This is a genomic window from Caballeronia sp. ATUFL_M2_KS44 (genome assembly GCF_023630965.1).
Lineage (GTDB): Bacteria > Pseudomonadota > Gammaproteobacteria > Burkholderiales > Burkholderiaceae > Caballeronia > Caballeronia concitans.
In genome coordinates, this window is record NZ_JALQEA010000052.1 from 1 (window position 1) to 22,706 (window position 22,706).

Annotated in this window: 23 protein-coding genes and 3 pseudogenes; 15 read left to right on the forward strand and 11 right to left on the reverse strand. The window is 63.6% G+C overall.

Translation table 11 applies throughout. The features are described from left to right. Positions 1 to 136: 136 nt before the first annotated feature. Positions 137 to 620 (forward strand): annotated as a pseudogene (locus tag NCR39_RS22950) (MetQ/NlpA family ABC transporter substrate-binding protein); the annotation flags it as partial. Positions 621 to 678: 58 nt separating this feature from the next. Here NCR39_RS22950 and NCR39_RS22955 read toward each other — a convergent pair. From NCR39_RS22955 to NCR39_RS22970, 4 genes are all read right to left on the reverse strand, one after another. Beyond that, entirely contained in the window at positions 679 to 1,143 is a 465-nt protein-coding gene (locus NCR39_RS22955; protein ID WP_250454391.1) for a RidA family protein, read from the reverse strand. Positions 1,144 to 1,275: 132 nt separating this feature from the next. Continuing rightward, positions 1,276 to 2,010, reverse strand: a complete 735-nt coding sequence (locus tag NCR39_RS22960; RefSeq protein ID WP_250454392.1) for an amino acid ABC transporter permease — start codon at positions 2,008 to 2,010, stop codon at positions 1,276 to 1,278. Further along, positions 2,007 to 2,738, reverse strand: a complete 732-nt coding sequence (locus NCR39_RS22965) for an amino acid ABC transporter permease (protein ID WP_250454393.1) — start codon at positions 2,736 to 2,738, stop codon at positions 2,007 to 2,009. The genes NCR39_RS22960 and NCR39_RS22965 overlap by 4 nt, the downstream gene beginning before the upstream one ends. 79 nt (positions 2,739 to 2,817) lie before the next feature. Next, positions 2,818 to 3,639 (reverse strand): ABC transporter substrate-binding protein, encoded by an 822-nt coding sequence (locus tag NCR39_RS22970; RefSeq protein WP_250454394.1) that lies wholly within the window; start codon positions 3,637 to 3,639, stop codon positions 2,818 to 2,820. Between the two features lie 587 nt (positions 3,640 to 4,226). Here NCR39_RS22970 and NCR39_RS29930 point away from each other — a divergent pair. From NCR39_RS29930 to NCR39_RS23000, 6 genes are all read left to right on the forward strand, one after another. Beyond that, positions 4,227 to 4,550, forward strand: coding sequence for a hypothetical protein (locus NCR39_RS29930; protein ID WP_502800271.1), 324 nt, complete (start codon positions 4,227 to 4,229; stop codon positions 4,548 to 4,550). 101 nt (positions 4,551 to 4,651) lie between these two features. Continuing rightward, the gene (locus NCR39_RS22980; RefSeq protein ID WP_250454395.1) at positions 4,652 to 5,590 is read left to right on the forward strand and encodes a TauD/TfdA dioxygenase family protein; all 939 of its coding nucleotides are present in this window, start codon (positions 4,652 to 4,654) and stop codon (positions 5,588 to 5,590) included. A 64-nt stretch (positions 5,591 to 5,654) separates the two neighbouring features. Then, positions 5,655 to 6,740, forward strand: coding sequence for an ABC transporter substrate-binding protein (locus NCR39_RS22985; protein ID WP_250454396.1), 1,086 nt, complete (start codon positions 5,655 to 5,657; stop codon positions 6,738 to 6,740). Beyond that, positions 6,741 to 7,565, forward strand: coding sequence for an ABC transporter permease (locus NCR39_RS22990; RefSeq protein ID WP_250454397.1), 825 nt, complete (start codon positions 6,741 to 6,743; stop codon positions 7,563 to 7,565). 9 nt (positions 7,566 to 7,574) lie between these two features. Further along, entirely contained in the window at positions 7,575 to 8,357 is a 783-nt protein-coding gene (locus tag NCR39_RS22995; RefSeq protein WP_250454398.1) for an ABC transporter permease, read from the forward strand. Positions 8,358 to 8,370: 13 nt separating this feature from the next. Continuing rightward, positions 8,371 to 9,141, forward strand: a complete 771-nt coding sequence (locus tag NCR39_RS23000; protein ID WP_250454399.1) for an ABC transporter ATP-binding protein — start codon at positions 8,371 to 8,373, stop codon at positions 9,139 to 9,141. 122 nt (positions 9,142 to 9,263) lie between these two features. On the opposite strand, the gene NCR39_RS23005 is transcribed toward NCR39_RS23000, so the two are convergent. The 3 genes from NCR39_RS23005 to NCR39_RS23015 are packed head-to-tail and all read right to left on the reverse strand — an operon-like array spanning position 9,264 to position 11,433. Further along, positions 9,264 to 9,983 (reverse strand): oxygen-binding di-iron domain-containing protein, encoded by a 720-nt coding sequence (locus NCR39_RS23005; protein WP_250454400.1) that lies wholly within the window; start codon positions 9,981 to 9,983, stop codon positions 9,264 to 9,266. Further along, on the reverse strand, positions 9,980 to 10,585 hold the full coding sequence (locus tag NCR39_RS23010; protein WP_250454401.1) for a DUF6875 domain-containing protein: 606 nt from the start codon (positions 10,583 to 10,585) through the stop codon (positions 9,980 to 9,982). Before NCR39_RS23010 ends, NCR39_RS23005 begins: the two co-directional genes overlap by 4 nt. Before the next feature lie 32 nt (positions 10,586 to 10,617). Next, positions 10,618 to 11,433 (reverse strand): ATP-grasp fold amidoligase family protein, encoded by an 816-nt coding sequence (locus NCR39_RS23015; RefSeq protein WP_250454402.1) that lies wholly within the window; start codon positions 11,431 to 11,433, stop codon positions 10,618 to 10,620. 481 nt (positions 11,434 to 11,914) lie between these two features. Between NCR39_RS23015 and NCR39_RS23020 the strand changes: the two genes are divergently transcribed. From NCR39_RS23020 to NCR39_RS23035, 5 genes and pseudogenes are all read left to right on the forward strand, one after another. Beyond that, the gene (locus tag NCR39_RS23020; RefSeq protein WP_250454403.1) at positions 11,915 to 12,763 is read left to right on the forward strand and encodes an ABC transporter permease subunit; all 849 of its coding nucleotides are present in this window, start codon (positions 11,915 to 11,917) and stop codon (positions 12,761 to 12,763) included. After that, positions 12,760 to 13,260 (forward strand): annotated as a pseudogene (locus NCR39_RS23025) (ATP-binding cassette domain-containing protein); the annotation flags it as partial. The gene NCR39_RS23020 and the pseudogene NCR39_RS23025, both read left to right, overlap by 4 nt. An 87-nt stretch (positions 13,261 to 13,347) precedes the next feature. Beyond that, positions 13,348 to 13,452 (forward strand): annotated as a pseudogene (locus tag NCR39_RS29935) (sulfonate ABC transporter ATP-binding protein); the annotation flags it as partial. 88 nt (positions 13,453 to 13,540) lie between these two features. Beyond that, a complete protein-coding gene (locus tag NCR39_RS23030) occupies positions 13,541 to 14,545 on the forward strand; it encodes an NrtA/SsuA/CpmA family ABC transporter substrate-binding protein (RefSeq protein WP_250454405.1) in 1,005 nt (334 codons plus the stop codon). A gap of 19 nt (positions 14,546 to 14,564) precedes the next feature. Continuing rightward, positions 14,565 to 15,806, forward strand: a complete 1,242-nt coding sequence (locus NCR39_RS23035) for an acyl-CoA dehydrogenase family protein (RefSeq protein ID WP_250454406.1) — start codon at positions 14,565 to 14,567, stop codon at positions 15,804 to 15,806. A gap of 44 nt (positions 15,807 to 15,850) precedes the next feature. On the opposite strand, the gene NCR39_RS23040 is transcribed toward NCR39_RS23035, so the two are convergent. Beyond that, complete coding sequence (locus NCR39_RS23040) at positions 15,851 to 16,909, reverse strand: LLM class flavin-dependent oxidoreductase (RefSeq protein WP_250454407.1); 1,059 nt, start codon at positions 16,907 to 16,909, stop codon at positions 15,851 to 15,853. A gap of 128 nt (positions 16,910 to 17,037) precedes the next feature. Next, positions 17,038 to 18,369 (reverse strand): LLM class flavin-dependent oxidoreductase, encoded by a 1,332-nt coding sequence (locus NCR39_RS23045; protein ID WP_250454408.1) that lies wholly within the window; start codon positions 18,367 to 18,369, stop codon positions 17,038 to 17,040. A 225-nt stretch (positions 18,370 to 18,594) separates the two neighbouring features. Between NCR39_RS23045 and tauA the strand changes: the two genes are divergently transcribed. Genes tauA through NCR39_RS23060 form a run of 3 tightly spaced genes read left to right on the forward strand, consistent with a single transcriptional unit; the run spans position 18,595 to position 21,277 of the window. After that, positions 18,595 to 19,629, forward strand: a complete 1,035-nt coding sequence (tauA, locus tag NCR39_RS23050; protein ID WP_250454409.1) for a taurine ABC transporter substrate-binding protein — start codon at positions 18,595 to 18,597, stop codon at positions 19,627 to 19,629. Continuing rightward, positions 19,626 to 20,405 carry a taurine ABC transporter ATP-binding protein gene (locus NCR39_RS23055; protein ID WP_250454410.1) on the forward strand — a complete coding sequence of 260 codons (780 nt, stop codon included), beginning with the start codon at positions 19,626 to 19,628 and terminating at the stop codon, positions 20,403 to 20,405. Before tauA ends, NCR39_RS23055 begins: the two co-directional genes overlap by 4 nt. Then, on the forward strand, positions 20,402 to 21,277 hold the full coding sequence (locus NCR39_RS23060) for an ABC transporter permease subunit (RefSeq protein WP_250454411.1): 876 nt from the start codon (positions 20,402 to 20,404) through the stop codon (positions 21,275 to 21,277). Before NCR39_RS23055 ends, NCR39_RS23060 begins: the two co-directional genes overlap by 4 nt. A 41-nt stretch (positions 21,278 to 21,318) precedes the next feature. Here NCR39_RS23060 and NCR39_RS23065 read toward each other — a convergent pair whose 3' ends face one another. Both NCR39_RS23065 and NCR39_RS23070 read right to left on the reverse strand, forming a co-directional pair. Next, positions 21,319 to 21,963, reverse strand: coding sequence for an RBBP9/YdeN family alpha/beta hydrolase (locus tag NCR39_RS23065; protein ID WP_250454412.1), 645 nt, complete (start codon positions 21,961 to 21,963; stop codon positions 21,319 to 21,321). Between the two features lie 55 nt (positions 21,964 to 22,018). After that, positions 22,019 to 22,654: a peroxidase-related enzyme gene (locus tag NCR39_RS23070; protein ID WP_250454413.1), complete on the reverse strand. Its 636-nt coding sequence runs from the start codon at positions 22,652 to 22,654 to the stop codon at positions 22,019 to 22,021. Positions 22,655 to 22,706 lie beyond the last annotated feature (52 nt).

A 22,706-nucleotide genomic window follows, 5' to 3' on the forward strand; every position in this document is an offset into this window, starting at 1 on the left:
CCGCGCCGCGCCCGGTTTCTGGGTGGGGTATGTGGTTTAACTGTTTGGGGTGGTTGTGCGGGAGGGGTCGGGGGGGCCCCCCCCCCGGGGCGGGGGGGGGGGGGGGGGGGGGGGGGGCCCCCCCCCCCCCCCCCCCCCCCCCGGCCTGTACTCGCGCAAGTGGAAGTCCGTCGACGCCCTGCCGCAGAACGCGATCATCGGCGTGCCGAACGATCCGAGCAACGAGGGCCGCGCACTGCTGCTGTTGCAGGCCAACGGATTGATCAGACTGCGTAACGAAGTCGGTCTGCTGCCGACCGCACGCGACGTCGCCGACAACCGCAAGCACGTGCAGATCAAGGAACTCGACGCGGGCATCGTGGGCCGCGCGATCGATGATCTAGACGCCGCGGTGGTCAACACGGGGTGGGCGTTTAAAGGTGCCGCAGGAGCGTATCGCGCAGGAGAAGGTAACGGATAATCCGTATCGCAATTTTCTGGCCGTCAACGCGAAAGATGCTCAGGCGCCATGGGTGAAGGAGCTGCTCGAGAGCTATCAGCAAGCGAATGTCGCCTCGGTCATCCTGAGCGCGTACCACGGCGCGGTGCTGCCGGCATGGGACGGCGCACCCGCAAAGTGAAACCGTGCGGCGTGAGGCTCGCCGTTCCCGGGCTTAGCGCCGTCGCCCTCCGAAGCGATCAGTCGCTCACGCCGACGACGGCGCGCAGAATCACCGGCTGCCCGCCGCGCAGCGACACGGCGCCAAACACCGAGCGCGCGTGCACGCCGGCGTCGCCGAGAACTTCGACCAGCAGGTCCGACGCGCCGTCGAGCACCTTCGCGTGGTCTTCGAAGGCGGCGTCGGCGTTCACAAAGCCTTGCACGTCGAGCACCTGCTTCACGCGTTCGAGCGAACCGAGTTCGTCGCGCAGCACGAGCAGCAGTTCCAGCGCTGCCTCACGTGCGAACGCGACGCCGTCTTCGAGCGTGACCATGTCACCCAGCCTTCCTCTCGATGGCTTACCCTCGATGGCAGCGCCCGCCGATTTGCCCGACACGAAAACGAGATCGCCCCAGCGCGTGGCGTTGCGATAGTTCGCCTTCGGGCTGCTCGAAGTGCGGTCGGGGCCGATCAGACGGTTGAGTCTCTCGTCGGCGTTCATGGTGCTCCTGTAGTAACGAATGCACGGATCGCGGGCAGATCGTGCTCTGATTCGTTCCGGCGAACGTCTTATCTCGATGCGCGGAACAAGGCACGCCGCTATGACATCGTGTCGGCCACGCTGACGGCGCCATCACTCCGGAAGCCGCTCGCCGAGACCCGGCTTGCGCGTGCGCCGCTCGCGCGGCCGCATCTTCTCGCGACGTCCGAGCAGCAGGCGCGCAAGCCCTTGCAGCGCGCCGCACAGCATCAGATAGATGAAGCCAACGAACGAAAAGATTTGCGCCGGATAAATCATCAGGCGATTGTTGAGCTGATTCGCGAGGAACGTGAATTCCGGTACGCCGACGATATACGCCAGCGACGTCTCCTTGACGAGCGACACGCACTGATTGACGAACGACGGCATCATCACGCGAACGGCTTGCGGCAGGATCACTTCGCGCAACGCCTGCCAGCGGGTGAGACCGAGCGACAACGCCGCCTGCCGCTGGCCATCGCCGATCGACGCGATGCCCGCATGCACCGAATGCGACAGATACGCGCCGCCGATGAGCGCGAGCGCGCACACCACCGTCGCGAGCCCCGGCACGTTCACATGCAGCAGGATCGGCATGAGGAAGAACGTCCAGAAGATCAGCATCAGCACGGGAATCGCGCGAAAAAACGCCACCACCGAAGTCAGCAGAAGATGCACGATGCCGCGTGTCATGGCGAGCGCGATGCCGCCAGCGAGGCCGATCATCGCGGCGAGCGACGCTGAAGTGACCGAGAGCGCGACTGTCAGCGCGATGCCGCCCAACGGCCCTGAAGGAAACGCACCGAAAGCGAGATAGCGCAGCGAGGGCAGCCAGTCGAAACCGCTCATGCATGGCCTCGCTGAAAGGCGTGCACGCGACTGCGCTGCCAAAGCACCAGCGCGATCTCGATGACGGCGATGGTCAGCACATAGAACACAGTCGCCGTGCCGAATGCCTGGAAGGTCTTGAACGTTTCCGTATCGACCTGACGCGACATGTACGACAGTTCCGCGACGCCGATGGCCATTGTCAGCGACGAGTTCTTCACCACGTTCATATATTGCCCCGCGAGCGGCGGCGTCGCGATGCGCAGCGCCTGCGGCAGGATCACGTATCGCAGGGTCGCGAAGCGGCCCATGCCGAGCGCGGCGGCGGCCTGTTCCTGCGCATGGCTGACGCCGCGCATGCCGGCGCGAAACTCTTCGCTGATGAAGGCCGTTGTGTAGCAAGTGAGGCCTATCCATCCAGCAAACAGTTCGAAGCTGGGCCAAGGTATTGAAACCGGGCTGAAGGTCACTGCATGCGGTGTGTTGAGCCACGTCATCCAGTCGGACGGCAGCAACGCGGCCGCGCCGAAGTACCAGAAGAGCAATTGCACGAGCAACGGCGAATTCCGGAACACGAAGACATAAAGCGCGGCGGCTTGCGCGAAGACCGCGCTTCGCGACGTGCGCGCGACCGCCAATAGGAAGCCGAGCAGCGTTGCGCCGATCCCCGCACATGCGGAGAGCGCGAGCGTGACGGCGAAGCCGTGCACGAGCCACGCGAGATACTTCGGTTCGAGCCAGGTGTGCATGATCGACAGCGAGAAACATAAGCAGCGAAGGCCGGCGCCCGAAGTTCGCGCGCCGGCCCATTGATATCGTCGACGAGACTCAGCTGTTCTTCTGCGGATCGCCGATCTTGAAGAGGCGCGGCAGCGGTGCGGCGCTTTGAGGCCCGAACCACTTGTCGTAGATTCGGTTCGCCTCGCCATCCGCTTCGAGTTTCGTGAGCGTGCTGTTCACGGCGTCGAGCAAGCGCGTTTCGCCCTTCGGCACGCCCACGCCTTCGTAGTCGTTGGAAATCGTGAAAGGCGAGATTTCATAGCCGGACTTGTCAGGCACGCGCGCGAGCAGCGCGACGAGCTTCGGCCCGTCCTGCGTGATTGCCTGCACGTTGCCCGTGCGCAATGCGGCGAAGGCGAAAGGCGTATCGTCATAGGCGACGATGGTCGCGTTCGGGAATTTCGCGCGCACTTGCTGCTCGTTGGTCGTGCCCTTGTCCGCGCCGATGCGCAGGCTGTTGATCTGATCGGGCGTCTTCAGCACGCCCTTCTTCGCGATGAACTGCGTGCCCGATGCAAAGTATGGCGTGCTGAAATCAACCTCCTTCTTGCGCTCGTCGGTGATCGTGAAGTTGGCGAACACGAGGTCCACCTTGCCCGACTTGAGGAACGCAATGCGATTGGCCGGATTCGTCGGCTGCACTTTTAGCTTGACGCCGAGACTGTTCGCAACGGCGCGCGCATAGTCGATATCGAGGCCGACGATCTGGTTGTTCTTCGGATCGACGAAGCCGAATGGCGGGTTGCTGTCGAATGCCGCCACGCGCAGCACGCCCGCCTTCTTGATGTCGTCCAGACGGTCCGCATGCGCGGCGTTCGATGCAGTCACCAGCAGTGCCGCCAGCACCGCGCCCCAGGTCTTGATTTTCATTGGATGGATTCCTCGTTCGTTGTGCCGCCGGCGCCGTCGTCGTGCGTCGGCGGTGGCGAGGCACGCACTGTATCCGCGCAAGGGGCGCAAGGGAACGAAGTTTTTCTCACGTCGAAAGCAGGCGGGAAGATTTGGCTTGCGCTTTGAAGGAAGGGAACCGTCACGAGCGTGACAGGATGCGATTCTTGTCTATCTGGCACGTCGCGGTGCAACGCATTACGTTCGATCATCGTTGATGCCTCTGCCTATCCGATCAAGCCGAGGCTTTATTCTTGAGCAGACCTCGCGCAGGCGATAACCCATGTTGCTTCATTTGCTTACGGCTGAACGGCTTCCTGCTCCAGCCGTATATCGAGCTGCGGCCGAAACACGACCGCCGGCCCCGCGCTGAATAGCGCGCCTGCGCGAAGAGCGCGCCTGCGCGAAGAGCGCGCCTGCGCGAAGAGCGCGATTAAATCCAGGCGCTCTATCGGTACGACTCATTTTTCATTTCCTAAGCGATTCGCGTGCATCGGGCCTCGCTGAATTGCTAATCGCGAATCGGTATCGGAACGAGCCTGAACACACTGCGCATGATGGCCCCCAACATGTTCGAATCTATCCGGACGAGGAATGCGGCATGGCAGACGTTCTCAGCGCCGATGCGTCCGCCTTCATCTATCGCCTCGTCAACAAGTTCACCGATCTGGGGCGCGACGAAGACGTCGCCCGCGATTCCCGCCTATCCCGTCACCGACGACGCCGGCAAGACATCGCACGCGCCCGCGAAAGCAAAGAACGAATTCGGCTACGGCGCGCAATGGACGGGACACACCGGCGCGCTCGCGCGCGAAATGCCCGCCGCTGAACGGATGGCGCTGCTGCAAGAGGAACTGCGGGAAAGCATCGCGGGATTGCAGCGATATGCATAGCCGAAACGCTTCGTTGGTTACGCGTCTGGCCGATGCTTCAATGTTTCCGTCGCATTCAATGCGGCCTGCATCCGACAAACGCAAACCAACGGAGACTTTCGATGCCCGACCTCCCCACGCTCGCCGCCGAGTCCACGCTTGCCCCTGTCACGTCGAATGAACCGTTCCAGGTGCGCCCGATCGGCGGACGCATCGGCGCGGAAGTGCGCGGCGTGACGCTTTCCGCCGATCTCGACGACGACGCCATCGCCGCGATCAACCATGCGCTGCTCGAACACAAGGTGCTGTTCTTCCGCGGTCAGTCGCATCTCGACGACGCCGCGCAGGAAGCCTTTGCCGCGCGTTTTGGCGAGACCGTCGCGCATCCGACCGTGCCGTCGCTCTCGAGCGGCAGCCGTCTGCTCGAGCTCGATTCGAAGCACGGCACGCGCGCGAACTCCTGGCATACGGACGTCACGTTCGTCGATGCCTATCCGAAGATTTCAATTCTGCGCGGCGTCGTGATTCCGCCCGCAGGCGGCGACACGGTATGGGCCAACACGGCCGCCGCGTACGCGAACCTTCCTGACGTGCTGCGCGATCTCGCCGACAGGCTCTGGGCGCTGCATTCGAACGCCTACGACTATGCCGCGACGCGCAACGTGCCCGATACGGAATCCGAGCGCGAGTATCGCAAGCAGTTCACATCGACGCTCTATGAAACGGAGCATCCGGTCGTGCGCGTGCATCCGGAAACGGGCGAACGCACGCTTGTGCTGGGTCACTTCGTGCAGCGCTTCATCGGGCTTTCTCAGCGCGATTCGGATCGTCTCGCCGAGCTGTTTCACGATCACGTCACGCGCCTCGAAAACACCGTGCGCTGGCGCTGGACACAAGGCGATGTCGCGATCTGGGACAACCGCGCGACCCAGCATTACGCGGTGGCCGATTACGGCGACGCACATCGCGTCGTGCGCCGCGCGACCGTGCACGGCGATGTCCCCGTAGGCATCGACGGGCGCAAGAGCCGCGTCGTCAAACAGGAAACGCGCACCGCGTGACGCGTTTCGATACCGCATGCACCGGCGATGACATCGCCGGCAATCCACTCTTTCTCTTTGCACGATGACACTACGATTCAAGCTCTTCGTCGGCGCGGCGACGCTGTTCGCTGCGCTCATCGGTCCCGCGCATGCCGCCGATCCGGCCGTGGTGCGCATCGGCGTTGCGCAGCAGGGCACCGGCGATCCGCCGACGTTCGGCGGCTCCCCCGCCGCGACCGCGTTATTGCAGCATCGCGTGGAAGATGCGTTGCAGCCCGGGCACATCAAGGTCGAGTGGATCTTCTTCAAGGGCGCGGGGCCCGCCGTCAACGAGGCGCTCGCGAACAAGCAGCTCGACTTCGCGTATCAGGGCGATCTGCCTTCCGTGCTCGGCCGCGCGAACGGATTGAAGACGCATCTGCTGCTCGCGTCGAACGTGCGCACGGGCGTTTATCTCGCGGTGCCGCCGGATTCGGGCATCAAGAGCGTCAAGGATCTGAAGGGCAAGCGCGTCGGCATCTTTCGCGGGACGAATCTGCAACTCGTCGCCGATAACGTGCTGAAGCAAAACGGCCTCAGCGAACGCGATCTGCGCGTGATCAATCTCGATACCGCCGCTGCGCAGGCCGCGCTGGCATCGAAGGGCGTCGATGCCGTGTTCCTCGACTACTCTCTCTTCAAGCTGCAACGTCAAGGGCTTGCGAAGATCGTCTACGCCTCGCGCGATGACGGCGTGCAGTTCACGCGGCAAGCGCATCTGCTCGTGCTCGAAGACTACGAGCGCGCGCATCCCGACACGGTGCAGAAGGTCGTGACCGCCGTGGTGCAGGCCGCGCAATGGTCCTCCGACGAAGCCAATCGCAATGCGCTTTTCGCGTTGTGGGCGAAGAGCGGCGTGCCCGTCGAATCGTGGTCGTCCGAGTTTGCGAATCAGCCGATGAAGGACCGCATGTCGCCGCTCATCGATCCGTTTCTGGTCGCGCGCTATCAGGCCGTCGCCGATGACGCCTTGCGTCTGAATCTGATTCGCCAGCCCGTCAGCGTGAATGGATGGTTCGAGCCGAAGTATCTCGATCAGGCGCTGAAGTCGCTGAAGCTCGAAGCATACTGGCCGCGTTTCGATGCAGCGGGCAAGCCTTCCGGCGAACGTCTCGCGGAGAACCGATAAATGGCCAATGCACTGACGCGCGTGTTTCAGCCTGCGGATCGTGCGCGCGGGATTTCATCGACGGATACGTGGCGCACGATCGGCTGGACTGCGTTGCCATGGCTCGTGCCCAGCGTGTGCGCGTTGCTGTGGGTGCTCGGCTCGCACTATGGCTGGATCTCCGCGCAAGTGTTGCCGCCGCCCGCGCTCGTTTTCGAAACGCTCGGCGCGCTCGCGAAGAGCGGCGAATTGTGGACGCATCTGCTGGCGAGCACGACGCGCGCCGCTGTCGGGTTCGGCGGCGGCGTGCTTCTTGGCATCGTGCTCGGCGGATTGCTCGGTCTGTCGCGCACGCTCGAAGCCTACGTGCTGCCGAGCTTCAACGCGATCGTGCAGGTGCCCGTGCTCGGATGGCTGCCGTTTCTGATGATCGTCGTCGGCATAGGCGAGCCGCTGAAGTATCTGCTGATCGGGCATGCGGCGCTCGTGCCCGTCACGCTCTCGACGCTGCAAGGCTTTCGCGGCACGCCGCGCGCGTTGCAGGAAGTCGCGTCGGTGTATCGCTATACGCGCTGGCAAGTCATCACGCGCGTGACTTTGCCGTCCGCGATTCCCGTCATCGGGACGGGCGTGCGGCTCGCGTTCACCAAAGCGTGGCTAACGCTCGTTGTCGTGGAACTCGTCGCTTCGTCGGAAGGGCTGGGTTATCTGATCGTGTATGGACGCCAGCTCTTTCAGCTCGATCTCGTGCTGGCCGCGGTGCTCATCGTCGGTGCAATCGGCTATGCGGTCGATCGCCTGCTCGATGCATTCGAGCGCAAGCTGCAACGCGGCCGTGCCAACTGAGGATCAGCCATGTCGAACCTGGATTGGGAAGCGGGAACAATCAAAGGATCGTGGCGCGGGCTCGTGTTGCCGATAGCCGCGCTCGCCGTGTGGTGGTACGTGTCGCGCGATGCCCAAGTGGGGCGCGGCGTGATGGTTTCGCCCGCGCAGGTATGGAATACGGCCGTCGATCAGCTCCGCAGCGGGGCGCTCGCGCGTGCGCTGTCTGCTTCGCTCGCACGTGAGTTGACGGGCTTTGCCATCGGCACGAGCCTCGGCCTCGCGCTCGGCGCATTGCTCGGCATATCGAGGCTCGCGAATCGCGCGGTCGCGCCGAGCTTCAATACGTTCAAGCAAGTGTCGCTGTTCGCGTGGATTCCGCTCATTTCCGTGTGGTTTGGCTTGGGCGATGTCGCGAAGGTCGTGTTCCTTTCGCTCGCCGCGCTCGTGCCCGTCGTGATGCATACGAGCGACGGCATCCGCGCCGTGCCTGCGAGCTGGCTCGATGTCGCGCGCGCGTATCGCTATGGCAGGCTGCAAACGCTCGCCTATGTGGTGTTGCCGGCCGCGCTGCCCTCCATCTTCACGGGCGTCTATCTCGCACTCATCTATTCGTGGCTCGCGACGCTCGGCGCGGAGTATCTGCTCGTCGCGGGCAGCGGGATCGGCAATACGCTCGTGGATGGCAGCGAACAGTTTCGCATGGATCTCGTCGTGTTCGGCGTGATCGTGGTCGGTTTGACGGGGTGGGCGTTGAATGCCTTCGCGCGCGGCGTGCAGCGGCGCTGGCTCGGCGCGTCGCGCGTGGCTTGAGGAGAATCCGGATATGACGACGCAAACAGAGCAGGACAGCGGCTTGACGCTGCGGCATGTGAGCAAGCGCTTCGATGGCGATGCGGCGGCGCCGGTGCTCGATCGCATCGATCTGTCGATCACGAGCGGCGAGTTCGTGAGCATCGTCGGAGCGAGCGGTTGCGGAAAGTCGACGTTGCTGCGGCTCATCGCGGGCCTCGATGGCGATTACGATGGCGAGATCGATTTCGGCGGCGAGCGCGTCGTGACGACGGATTTGTCGCGCGGCATCGTGTTTCAGGATCATCGGCTTTTCCCGTGGCTCGATGTCGCGCAGAACGTCGCGGTGGCATTGCGCAACGCGCCGCTAACGAAGGCCCAGAAGGCGCGCGCGGTGGCGGAGCATATTGAACTCGTCGGATTAAAGGGATATGAGCGGCATTACCCGCATCAATTGTCGGGCGGCATGGCGCAGCGCGTAGCGATTGCGCGCGGGCTCGTGACCCGGCCGCGTCTCCTCTTGCTCGATGAACCGTTCGGCGCGCTCGACGCGCTCACGCGTAGCCGCCTGCAGCTCGAATTGCAGCGCATATGGGAGCATGAGCGGATCACGATGGTGCTCGTCACGCATGACGTGGAGGAAGCCGTGCTGCTGTCCGACCGGATCGTGGTGATGCAGGCGCGGCCGGGGCGCATCGGAGAAGTGGTGGAGGTCGCGGTGCCGAGGCCGCGCAAACTCGGGGATCGCAAGGTCGCGAAGCTCCGGGACGATATCGTCGAGGCGTTCTTTACCGAAGCCGCTTGAAGCTGCGCTTCGATCGCGGCTTTATCTTCGCGTCACGAAAGTCATGGAAGACGCTCTCGCAAACACCGAGAAACGCCGCAGCGTGCGCGTCACGGGCCAAGCTGCCAGTGCAGCGCAACGCATCACTCGACGACTCCCCTCGCCCTTGCCACCGTGCAGTATTCGATGAGTCCATCGATGATCTGCGGAATGCCCGAGGTGATCGCGGGGCCATGCATCGGGAATATCCAGTCTATGTCGTACTCGCGTATCTTCAAGAGTGCGGCATGCAGATGCGCGAGCGAAGGCAGATATCCCGACTTCTCGATAGAGCCGATGATGTTGCGCAACGCATCGCCCGACGCATCGACCGGTCCGTAGCTCATGAAGATATCCGACGAAAACAGCGCCTTCAGCCGCGGCACATAGAGCACGAGCGCATCCCATTGATGCACGTGCGTCGTGAAGATCGGCACGACGCGCTCGCCCGATATCGTGATCGGCACTTCATCCCTGAGCGGCTTCGTCTTGACGGAAAAAATATCGGCGAGCGCGTGCGCGCAAATGGGATGCGCGTATGCAACGACGCCCGCATGACGCGATGCGAACTCGGGCAGCGCGGCAATTTCATCGGCTTCGAAATGCGGCGCCACGATGCTTCCGACCTCGCCCACTTCGATGCCCACGCTCCGCAAGTTCGCCTCGAGTTGCGCAAAGTCGGACCGCATGCCGGTGGACACGCCCACGTAGCCGCCCGAAGGCGAGCGAATGAAGAACTGTGAGAACGCGAGGTCCAGCTTCTCGATGTATAGCGTGTTGCGGTACACGTCGCTGCCGAATCGTTCGATTGACGATGCGTTCATGCCTTGGCCTCTCTTGCGGTTTCCAGTTGCCGAAGGGCGATCCTGCCGCGCCCGCCGAACTTCTCCAGATACAGGCGGACATAGTGCGCGTTATCGTGGAGAAACGCGATGTCGGTCGGGACCATGTTTCGAATTGCAAGCAAGGGAACGGGTGCTTGCAGCGGCCGAAACGACGGGTTCCAGAGACCCGGCTCCTCGCAGCCCGGAAAGAACTGGCCGATCATCAGATGGCGTTCGACGAAGCTCGGCTTGAGCCGCTGCTGAACGCGCTCGACCGCGTGCGCCGCATTGGCGATTCGCATCGGAACGATGATACGGCAACGATATGTGTCCAGCATTCCGCCGCTTTGCCCGAAGTCTTCGCGATGCGCCGCGACTTCGTGCTCGAACGCGTCCGCGTCCGCAGACCAGTTGCTGAAGAACGCTATGCTCTTCCTCAGCACCGCCGATCTCGCGAACGGGCATACGTCCCCCAGCCGGCCGACATCCGCATGCGGCGCGCACAGAAACTGCACGATCCAGTCGACGACATCGGCGAACGCTGGATCGGACGACGCCTCGTCGAAAGGAATTTGTTTCGATTCCGATAGCCTTATTGACATAGTGACCCTCGTCAATCGACGCGCTTCGTCCGTTAGCCCATCTGGCGAATCAGTCGTCCCCATTCACGGTCGTAACGATCCGGCGTGATCCGCATGAGTCCGCCGCCCGGCGTGAACGTTAGCTCCCCGAAATAGATATGATCGTCGGGTGCATAGAGATCGACGCGCACATAGCCGAGACCGTCCGCCAGGCGCGTCGCGATTTCGACAATCTCTTTCCAGTTCCTGAGCGGCGGAGCAGCCACGTCGCTGCACGGATATTCGCCAAGAACGATGTCCATGCGATTCCACTGCGGATCGTAGAAATCGTGGCGCGGATGGCCGAAGCGGTCGCTAATGACGCCGGTATAGATGATCGGTCCGTTCGGTCCGTGCCCGAAGATATTGAGCTTGATGTCAGGCGGAATCTTGCCGTCTTTATCCAGCAGCAGTTTCTCGAAGAACACGCGACGCTCGATCGGCTCATAGTGCCGTTCGCGCGTGTGACGATAGAAGTTCGTATCGAGCCACCTGCTCGCAATCCGGCTCAGTTCTTCGAACGACGTATCCGCCTTTCTCCAGACCACTTTCACGAAACCGCAACCGTGATTGGCTTTCATCACGAAGGCATTCGGAAGCGCGTCGAAAACATCGCGCGTGAAAGCGTCGGGCGCAGCGATCAACGGAATCAAATGCTGCTCGCCGATGGTGCGCTTCACGTGGTCTCGGACGAGCAGCTTGTCGGTGAGCGCAGTCCATTGCGGCTGCGGATTCAGGCAGCGGTCGAGAATCAGTTCGTTGAAGGTCGCCGGATTGGCAAGGTTCGGGAATCGCCCTACTTTTCGGCGATGCAAGAGACGCAGCAGCAACGCATCCGGAAGAGCGCTTCTCGCAGCCCTGAATAATGTCGATGCCGCCGCTGCCCGCGTCTTGCTGGCAACCACGGCTAAGCTGCTTGCCAGCGTGCGGGCACGCGCCTCATGTACTCCGTGGACCGAGTTTCTCGTTTCCGCGGGAATCGTCATCGACTTCCTCCTTGCCCGAGTGATCTTCCTCGCCGACGATACGGCAACTCAACTGCCGCCGAAAACAAGCAATTCTTCGATGCATAGATGCAGTTCACTGCGCGACGGGTTGCCGGAGCCGACATCATTTGTCGTGAATTGCTCATCGCGCCAGAGCTGAAAAGCAAACGACGATAAATCGTTTGTCGTTGCTCATCGCGCTGTCTTTTAATGACTGGCTGCTTTACACCATCCAGTATTCGATGACCCACGGCATTCGGCGCACCGCCGCGCTTCTGCGTCCTGCCGGAGCGTTCCATCCTTCATGGACTGACACGGGAATGAAATGGCCGACCTGACTTCGACGCACGAACGCTATCTCTCCACGCGACCCGCTCGCGCGGGCTTAACCAAGACCGTGCTTTACCGGTGGCTATCCTGGCTCGTACCAGCGATGGTGGTGGTTCTATGGGAAGCCGCCGCACGCGCCGGACTCATTGCTGCGCAGGTGCTTCCCGCACCGAGCAGCGTCCTCGCGACCGCCGCGAACATGGCGCAGAACGGCGAGCTCTTCGTTCACCTTGGCGTTTCGCTATTACGCGCGGCAGCGGGCTTCGCCATTGGCGGGATCATCGGGCTGGTGTTGGGTGTCGTGGTCGGCTTCTCGCCCCTTGCGCAGGCGATTATCGATCGCTCCGTGCAGATGGTGCGCGCCATTCCTTTTCTGGCGATGCTCCCGCTCGTCATCGTGTGGTTCGGCGTCGGCGAGACCGCGAAGATCTTTCTGGTCGCGCTCGCGGTCCTCTTCCCGATTTATATCAACACTATGCTCGGCATCCGCCAGATCGATCCGAAGCTGATGGAGCTTGCCAAGGTCGTCGGCATGAGCCGAAGCGCGACCGTGCGGCGAATCATTCTTCCCGGCGCAATGCCCTCGATCCTCACAGGCGTGCGCTATGCGCTCGCTCATGCGTGGCTTGCCCTCGTCATCGCCGAAACGCTCGCGACAACCAAAGGCATCGGCTTTCTCGCAATGGACGCGCGCGAGTTTCTGAACACCAATGTCATCGTTCTGACCGTGATCATCTACGCGATCATCGGCGTCGTCGCGGACACACTCGTGCGCGTGCTCGAAGGCCATTTCCTCTCCTGGCATGCGAACTACGCGAACAACAACAAGGGAGCGCACAAGTGACTGAAAGCATCGCTCTTTCGCGCGATTCCTCGGCAAGGGCGTCGGCCTTTCGTGAGCCAAGCGCTGCATCGGCGCTGGCCGTATCGGTTCGCGGTCTTCAGCGGCGCTACGGCAGCCGCGTCGTCATCGATGCCCTCGATCTCGACATCCGCAAAGGCGAATTCGTCGCGCTGCTGGGCGAAAGCGGATGCGGCAAGACAACGCTGCTGCGCGCGCTCGCGGGACTCGATCTGCCCGATGCGGGAAGCATCCGCGCGCCGGCGCGACCTTCCGTCGTGTTCCAGGAGCATCGCCTTCTTCCGTGGGCGACGCTGTGGCAGAACGTGGCGCTCGGTCATGAGAACACCATCGGTCGCGACGGCGCGGCGCGTGCGCTGGCCGAAGTCGGACTCGCAGGCCGCGAGGACGACTGGCCGCGCAATCTGTCGGGCGGGCAGGCTCAGCGTGTGGCGCTGGCACGCGCGCTCATCCACGATCCCGCGCTGCTGCTGCTCGACGAGCCATTCGCGGCGCTCGATGCCCTCACGCGCATCAAGATGCACGGGCTCGTGAAGGAACTCGTCGCGCTTCACCACCCCGGCGTGCTGATCGTCACGCATGACGTCGACGAAGCACTCGCGCTCGCCGACCGAATCCTCGTCATGCGCGCGGGACGCATCGCGGCTTCGTTCGAGCCGAAGGCGCACACGCCGCAAACGCTGCGGCCCATCCTGCTCGACGAGCTGGGTGTCCGGTCGCATTGACCGCCTTTTTCCACGACAAGAAGGACCCGAAAGAATGAACGATTCATCGCTGACCCGCCGCCGGTTGTTGCGCGCGGCGGGTGGCTTGTTTGCCGGCGCAGCCGTCGGCGGGCTGTTCCCGGCGCAGGCAGCCGAGCCGCGCAAGCTCACGCGCAATACCGATACGGTACGCATCGGCTGGGGCTACGGCAGCCTGCCGGACATCGCGAAACAGCGCGGCGTGTTCGAGAAGACGCTCGCTGCCAAAGGCATCAAGGTCGAATGGGTCGGGCCGTTCCCGAACCATGCGCCCTCGATTCAGGCCGTCGTCGGCGGCAGCGCGGACTTCGGCTTCTGGGGATCGACGACACCCGCGCTCGCCGCCATGCTCGCCGGCTCGCCCATCGTCTTCAACGCGTTCGATATCTATTCGCCGCGCTCCACCGCCATCATCGCGAAGAAGTCGAGCGGCATTCGTTCGGTCAGCGATCTGGCGGGCCGCAAGGTCGCCGTCAACCGCTCGGGACTCGGCGAATTCCTGCTCATCGCGGCGCTGGAAAAGCATCGCGTCGATCGGGACAAGGTGCAGTTCGTCTATCTGAATCCGCCCGACGCGGCACCGGCGTTCGCGCAAGGCAAGGTCGATGCGTGGTCCATGTGGTCGCCGGGCGTCGACATTTCGCGCTTCGCCAACGATGCGCGCGACATCTTCAACGAAGGCCGCGATCTGGATTTCCTGATCGACTACAGTTCGCTCGTGACGCGACGCAAGTTCACCGAGGAGAACTCGGAACTGATTCGCGCCGTGATCGACGCCTACTACGTCGAAGGCGCATGGCAGTCCGCGCATTCCGCCGATGCCGAACTGCTCGTTCAACGCGAGGGCAAGTATCCGGATCAGGTGCGCGAGTACTTGACGAGCCTCAAGCGCGTCAATCAGTTTCACGAGCCGGACGACGCCGCTTTCATCGCGCAATTCCAGCGCGCCGCCGACTGGCTCGCGGAACGCAAGATCATCCATTCGCGCATCAAGGTCGCGGATTACAGCATCAAGGTGTGATACCAGGACACGCACGAACATGACTGAACGCACTCAATACACGAGTTCATATCCGCGCCTCGTATCGCCGCTTTCCGCGACGCTCGGCTTCTCGCAAGTCATCGACGATATCGCCGCGACGGCCGCCGAACGCGAACGCGATCATCGACTGCCGCACGAGGAAATCGCGAAGCTGAAGGCGCTCGGCTTCGGCGCACTGCGTCTTCCTTCCGATGCCGGCGGCCATGGCGTGTCGCTGCGCGAACTGTTCGTCGTCGCGCGCGACATCGCCGCAGCGGATTCGAACATCGCGCACGCGTTTCGCAATCATCTGTGGCAGGTCGAGGCCGCGCTCAGACGACGCGACCATCCGTTCCATGCGCGCGTGCTCGAACTCACTGCGCAGAAGAAGACCATCGGCCTCGGTTTCGTCGAAAGCGATGTGACAGCGGCAGGCGCGCGGCCCACGACAGTGCTGACCCGGCTGGAATGGGACGCGTCGCGCGATGTCTATGTCGGCTCCGGCGAGAAGCCCTACGCGACGGGCAATCTTTATAACGATGCATTCACCGGCGTGGCAGTGGAAAGCCGCGCGGGGCGAACGGTGCAGTATGTGCTGGAACGCGGCGCAGGCGTCAGCAACGACGATGACTGGCAGGGCTTCGGCCAGCGTCTGACAGGCTCGGGGACGGCGCGCTTTCACGACGTGACGGTGCCGCCCGCGCACGTTTATCCCGCCGATCCGCCGAAGTCCGACGAAGCCGCGCCGTGGGGCTTCACGTTCCATCAGGTGTATCTGACCAACTGCATCGCCGGGATTGCGCGGCGCGTGGCGCTGGACGGCGCCGGCGTGCTGCGCGCCCGAGGACGCAACTTCTATCATGGCGAAGCCGCGCATCCCACGGACGAACCCGTGCTGCACGCCCTGCTCGGCCGCATGCGCGCGTATGCGGCAAGCGTCGAAGCAATCGCCGACCGCGCAGCCGATGCATTGCAGCGCGTGTGGGACGCTTACGGCACGCGCGATGAATACGAGGCAACGCTTGCCGCCACGCTCGCGGCATCGGAAGCGAAGGTGGTCATCGACGATCTCGCGCCGCAGATTGCAAGCTGGCTGATCGATCTCGGCTCGGGATCGGTCGTCTCACGCATCGGCGCGCTGGACCGGCACTGGCGCAACATCAAGGTCATCGCGTCGCACAATCCGCGGCTCTATAAGGAACGCCTGCTCGGGCAAAACCTGCTGAGCGGACAACTGCCGCCCACGGGCGCGTTCTTTTGATGATGCAGTGAAGCGTGTCCGCTCGCGGGCGGACACGCATGCGCTCATGCGTTCAATAGCCGGCGCACACGCGGCATCACTTCCTGCGCGAAGCGGGTCATGTCCGCTTCGAACGGCTGAAACTGCAGCATGAACAGTTCGATGCCCGCGCGATGAAAATCGGCGATGCGCCGCGCAACGGTATCGTAATCGCCGACGAGATCGGCCGCCGTCCCGCCATTCGATCCGACCCGCGCCGAGCGCGCGAAGGTCTGATGCATGACGGCGTTCGGATCGGTATTCCCCTTCTGCCGCTCGCGCAGCGGCTTGTCGAGTTCTGCCAGCGCGAAGAGATGCTGAAGATGCGCGAACGCTTCATCGTGCGTCTCGCGCGCGATCACGAACGCCGATAACCCGAAGCGCAACGGCTCGCGCCCAGCCGGACGCGCACGCGCGGAGACATCGGCGATGAGCTTCGCAACATCGTCGTGCGGCTGACCGTTGATGAACCACACGTCGCCATGCGCCGCCACGAGCGAACGCGCCGGCTCCGATTCGCCGCCCACATAAATGCGCGGACGCGCACGAAACGGATCGCCGGGACGCAACTGGTAATCGTCGATACGAAAGTGATCGCCGCGATGCGTCAGCGCTTCGCCGCGCAGCAACGCATCGACGACGCCGATCCACTCGCGGCCATACGCGTAACGCTCGTCGTGCTCGGCAAAGCCGATGCCGGCGCGCTCAAGCTCGGGACGATTCCACGCATTCACGAGATTGATCGCGAAGCGGCCGCCGCTGATGTGCTCGATCTGCTGCGCCATCTTCGCGAGCACGACAGGATGATAGAGATAAGGCTTGATCGCCGTGATGATCTCGATGCGCGACGTGAGCGCAGCCAGCGCCGCCGATGCCGTCCATGCTTCGAGTTGATCGAGCGAAGGGTCGTGCGGATTGATCGTATGTTGCGCGACGAGCACGGAGTCGTAGCCAAGGCGTTCGGCTTCGAGCACGAGCGCCTTGTTGCGCGCCCACGATGCATCGTAAGGCTCGTCGGGATCCTGCAGCGCCGCGCGGCTGCCATGCACCAGCGCCCAGACGCCGAAGCGGGGAGAGTTGGACATCGTTTGAATGAGCCTTTAGAGACGTGGCGAAGCAGATCATGCTAATGCCGCGCGCGCGTCCGGCTATCCAATTTATAAAGATAACCAATCGTTCCCTGAGGTCATAAGCGTAGGCCGCTCGCGCATCATCACCCTTCATCGAAGAAGCGGTTGCGCGGTCTCGGCAGACCCAGATGCTCGCGCAGTGTCGCGCCTTCGTATGCGCGCCTGAAGATGCCGCGCCGCTGCAGTTCCGGCACGACCTTCGCGACGAAATCATCGAGGCCCGCCGGCAAGAACGGAAACATCACGTTGAAGCCGTCGCTGCCTTCCTCGACGAGCCATTGCTCCATCTCGTCGGCGATGTCCGTCGCGGTTCCGACCATCTGCAAGCCCGAATAGCCGCCGACACGACGCGCAAGCTCGCGCACGCTCAGTCCTTCCCTGCGCGCCATGTCGATGACGCGTTCGCGTGCGCTCCGGCTCGCATTCGTTTCGGGAATCTCGGGCAGAGGGCCGTCCGGATCGAACGACGATACATCGTGCCCGAGCGCGATCGACAGCGAAGCGAAGCCGCTATCGTCGTGCACGAAGGTATCGAGCAGCGCGCGCTTTTCCTGCGCTTCGTCGCGCGAATCGCCCACCACGACGAACGCGCCGGGCAGGATCTTCAGATGATCCCGCGCGCGGCCAATGCGTTCCATGCGGCCTTTCACGTCGGCATAGAAACGCTTGCCCGCGGCGAGATTCGGCTGCGCGGTGAAGACCGCATCGGCGGTTTCGGCGGCGAGCTGCTTGCCCGCTTCCGACGATCCCGCCTGCACTACGACGGGCCAGCCCTGCACCGGCCGCGCGATGTTCAAAGGCCCGCGCACCGATAGATACGGTCCCTTGTGATCGAGCACGTGCAGCTTCGCCGGATCGAAGAAGAGGCCGCTTTCGGTGTCGCGCACGAAGGCGTCGTCGGACCAGCTATCCCACAGGCCCGTGACGACATCGTAGAACTCGCGCGCACGTCGATAGCGCTCGTCGTGCTCCATGTGCTCTTCGCGGCCGAAGTTGCGTGCGGCATCGGGATTGGACGTGGTGACGAGATTCCAGCCCGCGCGCCCGTCGCTCAAATGATCGAGCGAGGCAAAGCGCCGCGCGATGTGATACGGCTCGTCGAACGTGGTCGATGCCGTCGCCACCAGCCCGATGCGCTCGGTCACCGAGGCGAGCGCCGAAAGCAGCGTGAACGGTTCGAACGAAGTCGCGGTATGGCTGCGCTTCAACGCATCCACCGGCATGTTGAGCACGGCGAGATGATCGGCCATGAAGAAAGCATCGAAGCACGCTTTCTCCAGCGTCTGCACGAAGCGCTTCAGGTGCCTGAAGTTGAAGTTGGCGTCGGGGTATGCACCAGGGTAGCGCCACGCGCCGGTGTGCAGACTGACCGGACGCATGAACGCGCCGAGATGAAGCTGTCGTGAGTGTGGCATCGCGTTCGATGAGCAAGGAGTGTGATTCGCGCCAAGGTACTGCAACTTGCGAAAACGCGCTCGAATGCTTCGGAACTTTGCTTTTCACGACGCGGAATATGCATAGCATCGGATATGACCGGCGATCATGCCTTCCTGCTTCACTTGCAATGCGTGAAAAATTCGTAGCCGCGGTACGCGAAGTGCCTATAGTCGAATGCTCCATCCACCACTTTCGTCCGCTCCATGAAACACACGTTCCATCGTCGCAGGCTGATCGCCGGCGCTGCGTCCTTTCTGTTCGCCGCCATCGCATTCGCGCCTCTTTCGACGCGCGCCGAGACACGCGAGGTCGTCATCGGCTATCAGGATATGGTGGTGCCCTGGCGTTATGCGCAGGCGAGCGGCGCCGTAGAGAAGGCGACCGGCTACAAGGTCACCTATCGCAAGCTCGGCAGCGGCGCGGACGTCATTCGCGCGCTCGCATCGGGTTCCATACAAGTGGGCGAAGCGGGTTCGAGTCCGATCGCGGCGGGGTTGTCGCAAGGCGTCGATCTCTCGCTGTTCTGGATTCTCGACAACATCAACGACGCCGAAGCGCTCGTCGCGCGCAACGGCTCGGGCGTGAGCAAGCTCGCCGATCTCAAGGGCAAGACGCTCGGCGTGCCGTATGTGTCGACATCGCATTTCCATGCGCTCGTGGCGTTGCAGCAGGCGGGCGTCGATCCTTCCGCGGTCAAGATCGTCAATCTGCGTCCGCCCGAAGTGGCCGCAGCGTGGGAGCGCGGCAACATCGACGCGACGTATATCTGGGACCCGGTGCTCGCGAAGGTCAAGCAGAACGGCAAGGTGCTCGTCACGTCGGGCGAGGTGGCGAAGGAAACCGGCAAGGCGACCTTCGACGGCTTCGTCGCGTCGCGCAAGTTCGCGCAGGACAACGCCGCGTTCATGGCCGGTCTCGTCAAAGTGCTCGCCGATACCGACACGCAATATCGCGATCACAAAGCCGACTGGAGCGCCGGCTCCGCGCAGGTGAAGGCCGTGGCACAGGAATCCGGCGCGAACGCCGTCGACGTGCCCGCGAGTCTCGCGCTCTACGCGTTCCCGACGGCGGGCGAACAGGCGTCGCAGACGTGGCTCGGCGGCGGGCAGCAGTCCGGCGCGGCGAAATCGCTTGCCGCGACTGCGCAGTTCCTCAAGCAACAGGGCACGATCCAGAACGTGCTCGCGGATTACTCCACGGGCGTCGATCCGCGCTACGCGCAGCAGGCCGCGAAATGACATCGCTTTCCATCCGCGATCTGGGCGTCACTTATGACGGCGCGAGCGCGCCTGCGTTGGAAGGCGTCGATCTGCACATCGGCAGCGGCGAGTTCGTCGTGGCGCTCGGCGCATCGGGCTGCGGCAAGACCACGCTGCTCAACTGCCTCGCCGGTTTCATCGATCCGACCGAGGGCGAGGCATCGCTCAACGGCGAACCGATCGCCGGACCGGGCGCGGAGCGCGGCGTGGTGTTCCAGAAGCATGCGTTGATGCCGTGGCTCGACGTGCTCGACAACGTCGCGCTCGGCTTGCGCTTTCGCGGCGTGAAGCGCGCCGAACGTCACGAGATCGCGCGGCGCACGCTTGCGCTCGTCGGCCTGGCGCAGCACGAGCATGCGAAGGTCTACGCGCTTTCGGGCGGCATGCAGCAACGCGTCGGCATTGCGCGTGCGCTCGCGAGCGATCCCGAAGTCCTCTTGATGGACGAACCGATGGGCGCGCTCGACGCCCTCACGCGCGAAAGCGTGCAGGAGCTGGTGCTGGATGTGTGGGCGCGCACTCGCAAGACGGTGTTCTTCATCACGCACAGCGTGGAAGAAGCGCTCTTTCTGGCGACGCGGCTCGTGCTGATGACGCCCGGTCCCGGACGAATCGAGGAAGTGCACGAACTGCCTTTCTCGCGCGAATACGTGCGTGGCCGCGACGCGCGCGCCGTGAAGTCGTCGCCCGCGTTCATCGAATGGCGCGAGCGGCTGACGCGCCGTTTGCATCGCACGGAAAAGGAGGCCGCGTGAACCGGCAGGCTTCGGATGCATCGTTGTCCGGTGCAACGGCGGCGTCACGGCTCACTCGACGCACCGCTCGCGCGAAGCGCCGCGCCCGCTATCGCGGCATGCCCGGTGCAGGGCCGACCGCGCTGCCGAGTGCGCTGTGCGTCGTCGTGCTCGCGGCGTTGTGGTGGTCCGCCACGCATTTCGGCTGGTTGCCGCCGCTCTTCCTGCCTTCGCCCGAGGCGGTATGGCACGCATTCGTCGATGCGTGGCATGGGCGTCTGCAAGGCGGCCTGCCGCTCTCGGAACATCTGCTGTGGAGCGCGATTCGCGTATTCGGCGCATTCGCGCTGGCGGTCGTCACGGCGGTCCCCGTCGGCATTCTGATGGGCGTGAGCCGCATCGCGCGCGGCGTGCTGGACCCGCCGCTGGAGTTTTATCGGCCGCTGCCGCCGCTCGCTTATCTGCCGCTCGTCGTCATCTATTTCGGCATCGACGAGACTGCGAAGATCGTCGTGATCTGGCTTGCGTGCTTCGCGCCCATCGCGATGGCCGCGCGTGCCGGTGCAAGAAGCGCGACCGCCGAGCAGGTGAACGCCGCGTGGTCGCTCGGCGCGAACTTCCGGCAGGTGGTGTGGCATGTCGTGCTGCCCGCCGCGCTGCCGGAAATATTGACGGGCTTGCGCATCGCGGTCGGCTTCGGCTGGACCACGCTCGTCGCCGCCGAAATGGTCGCCGCCACCGCCGGGCTGGGGCAGATGGTGCTCAACGCATCGAGCTTCCTGCGCACGGATGTCGTCGTGATGGGGATCGTGTTGATCGGCGCGATCGCGTGGATTTTCGATTTCGGCATGCGCGCGCTGGAACGGCGGCTCGTGCCGTGGAAGGGACGCTGAAAGGTGAAATCAGGCTCGGCTTGGCTCTCTAAACGGCCTGGTCACGAGTGCGCGCGATGAAGCGTCCGCGTGCGCGCATCGTCCGTCACCGTGTCGATGCGGCGCGCGAGCGTCTCGACGATATGTCGCGCGAGCGGCCACGGCCCGTACCCCGCTGCCGTGTTGATATGACCGGCATCGCCCAGATTCACGAAAGCGCTGTTCCAGTGCTGCGCGAGCGTGCGCGCTTCGTCGATCGGCATCCACGGGTCGTTCGTGCTGCCGACGACGAGCGAGGGCATATCGAGGCGGCGCGCGTCGAACGCGCCCGCGGATCGGAACTTCGAGGGACTCGCCGGCGCGACGAACAGCACGCCGAGCACCGTCGCGCCCAACCCATGGAACGCTCCGCGCGCACGCTGCGCAAGCGCCTGCGCGACGGCCAGGCAACCGAAACTATGCGCCGCCAAAACGGTCGGATTCGGCGCATGCAGGAGTGCGTCGTGCACGGCATCGCTCCATGTTTCCAGATGCGGCGCATTCCAGTCGCGTTGTTCGACACGCCGCGCGCCGGGCATCTGGCTTTCCAGCCAGCTTTGCCAATGCGCGCCTTCGCTGCCATGCAGGCCGGGAACCGTCACGAGCGTGACAGGGTGCGATTCGCGTCGATCCTGCACGTCGCGGTGCAACGCATTACGTTCGATCATCGTTGATGTCCCTGCCTATCCGGTCAAGCCGAGTCTTTATTGATCGAGCGCCAATCTATGCGGCTGCGGTCTTCAGATCGCGCCCCGCGAAGAACTGATCATCCGGCACGACATTGAGGGCGATCGTCAGCCGGTTCGCGTAATTGAAGAAAGCGGCGATCTCCAGCACTTCCGTCACGGCTTGCTGCGTGAAGCCGATCTCGCGCAACTGCTGCAAGTCGTCGTCGCGGATGCTCGATGGATCGCGCGTCAGACGCACCGAAATCTCGGCGAGCGCGGCTTCCTTCGGCGTCAGCCGCACATGATGAAACCCTTGCGCGATGCGCTGCGCACGGACCGTGTCGCCGAGCACGTGCGCGAGCGCCTGCGTGTGATTGAACACGCAATAGCTGCACTCGTTCGCCGCCGATGTCACGACCGCGATCAATTCGCGCTCGGCCGCCGTCAGGTTGCTCCGGTGCGGATCGAAGAGATGCTCGTAGAACGTGACGAGCCGGTAAGCGGTATCCGGATTCACCGATAACGCCGCGAGCCAGTTCGGCACGAAGCCGTACTGCCGGCGAAACTGCGCATGAATCGATGCGACGTGCGGCGGCAAGCGCGCTTCATCCGGCACGACGAAGCGCGATATCGGCTCACGATTGACGTTGGCATCGGCAAGCGTCGCCGGATCGGGCGCAAGTGTGGACATCGTCGTTTTCTCCCGGTGTGGATGAAGAGTTCAACGTTAGCTCACGCGCACG

Excerpts from the sequence above, each read along its gene's own strand:
- NCR39_RS23070 (WP_250454413.1), bottom strand. The coding sequence starts at position 22,654 with ATGTCCACACTTGCGCCCGATCCGGCGACGCTTGCCGATGCCAACGTC.
- NCR39_RS22980 (WP_250454395.1), top strand. The coding sequence starts at position 4,652 with ATGCCCGACCTCCCCACGCTCGCCGCCGAGTCCACGCTTGCCCCTGTC.
- NCR39_RS23040 (WP_250454407.1), bottom strand. The coding sequence starts at position 16,909 with ATGTCCAACTCTCCCCGCTTCGGCGTCTGGGCGCTGGTGCATGGCAGC.
- NCR39_RS22955 (WP_250454391.1), bottom strand. The coding sequence starts at position 1,143 with ATGAACGCCGACGAGAGACTCAACCGTCTGATCGGCCCCGACCGCACT.
- NCR39_RS22970 (WP_250454394.1), bottom strand. The coding sequence starts at position 3,639 with ATGAAAATCAAGACCTGGGGCGCGGTGCTGGCGGCACTGCTGGTGACT.
- NCR39_RS22960 (WP_250454392.1), bottom strand. The coding sequence starts at position 2,010 with ATGAGCGGTTTCGACTGGCTGCCCTCGCTGCGCTATCTCGCTTTCGGT.
- NCR39_RS22995 (WP_250454398.1), top strand. The coding sequence starts at position 7,575 with ATGTCGAACCTGGATTGGGAAGCGGGAACAATCAAAGGATCGTGGCGC.
- NCR39_RS23035 (WP_250454406.1), top strand. The coding sequence starts at position 14,565 with ATGACTGAACGCACTCAATACACGAGTTCATATCCGCGCCTCGTATCG.
- NCR39_RS22990 (WP_250454397.1), top strand. The coding sequence starts at position 6,741 with ATGGCCAATGCACTGACGCGCGTGTTTCAGCCTGCGGATCGTGCGCGC.
- NCR39_RS23045 (WP_250454408.1), bottom strand. The coding sequence starts at position 18,369 with ATGCCACACTCACGACAGCTTCATCTCGGCGCGTTCATGCGTCCGGTC.
- NCR39_RS23020 (WP_250454403.1), top strand. The coding sequence starts at position 11,915 with ATGGCCGACCTGACTTCGACGCACGAACGCTATCTCTCCACGCGACCC.
- NCR39_RS22965 (WP_250454393.1), bottom strand. The coding sequence starts at position 2,738 with ATGCACACCTGGCTCGAACCGAAGTATCTCGCGTGGCTCGTGCACGGC.
- NCR39_RS23055 (WP_250454410.1), top strand. The coding sequence starts at position 19,626 with ATGACATCGCTTTCCATCCGCGATCTGGGCGTCACTTATGACGGCGCG.
- tauA (WP_250454409.1), top strand. The coding sequence starts at position 18,595 with ATGAAACACACGTTCCATCGTCGCAGGCTGATCGCCGGCGCTGCGTCC.
- NCR39_RS23005 (WP_250454400.1), bottom strand. The coding sequence starts at position 9,983 with ATGAACGCATCGTCAATCGAACGATTCGGCAGCGACGTGTACCGCAAC.
- NCR39_RS23030 (WP_250454405.1), top strand. The coding sequence starts at position 13,541 with ATGAACGATTCATCGCTGACCCGCCGCCGGTTGTTGCGCGCGGCGGGT.
- NCR39_RS22985 (WP_250454396.1), top strand. The coding sequence starts at position 5,655 with ATGACACTACGATTCAAGCTCTTCGTCGGCGCGGCGACGCTGTTCGCT.
- NCR39_RS23000 (WP_250454399.1), top strand. The coding sequence starts at position 8,371 with ATGACGACGCAAACAGAGCAGGACAGCGGCTTGACGCTGCGGCATGTG.
- NCR39_RS23065 (WP_250454412.1), bottom strand. The coding sequence starts at position 21,963 with ATGATCGAACGTAATGCGTTGCACCGCGACGTGCAGGATCGACGCGAA.
- NCR39_RS29930 (WP_502800271.1), top strand. The coding sequence starts at position 4,227 with ATGTTCGAATCTATCCGGACGAGGAATGCGGCATGGCAGACGTTCTCA.
- NCR39_RS23010 (WP_250454401.1), bottom strand. The coding sequence starts at position 10,585 with ATGTCAATAAGGCTATCGGAATCGAAACAAATTCCTTTCGACGAGGCG.